This is a genomic window from Burkholderia sp. 9779_493 (assembly GCF_015712215.1).
GTDB classification, from domain to species: domain Bacteria; phylum Pseudomonadota; class Gammaproteobacteria; order Burkholderiales; family Burkholderiaceae; genus Burkholderia; species Burkholderia cenocepacia.
The window spans coordinates 1-378 of the sequence record NZ_JACCQA010000130.1 but is presented as its reverse complement, the minus strand read 5'-3'; the positions used below and the strand labels follow the sequence as shown (position 1 = coordinate 378).

Genomic DNA, 378 nt, shown 5'->3' with positions numbered 1-378 from the left:
GCTCTGTTGTTGGTGCGATCATTTCCGGAGGCAGTACTGATGACGCGACGCCGACATTGAGCGGTACAGCGGAAGCAGGCAGCACGGTGAGCGTGTATGACGGCACGACGTTGCTGGGCACGACGACGGCAGATCCGTCCGGAAACTGGACGTTCACGCCGGCCACGGGTTTGGGAGAGGGCGCGCACTCGATTACGGTGACTGCCACGGACACGGCCGGCAATGTGAGTGTTCCGAGCACGGCCTTCGATCTGACGATCGATACGACGGCTCCGTCAATTCCGACAGTGAACGCGACGGACGGTACGTCGCTGTCGGGTACGGCCGAAGCGGGTGCGACGGTCAACATCGACACGAACGGCGACGGCACGCCGGACG

The 378-nt window shown here is 63.5% G+C and carries 1 protein-coding gene; it reads left to right on the top strand.

Annotation, left to right across the window (positions count from 1 at the left end; all coding sequences use genetic code 11):
• The coding region (locus H0X95_RS35825; RefSeq protein WP_196446450.1) for an Ig-like domain-containing protein at positions 1–378 on the top strand (378 nt) is incomplete at both ends.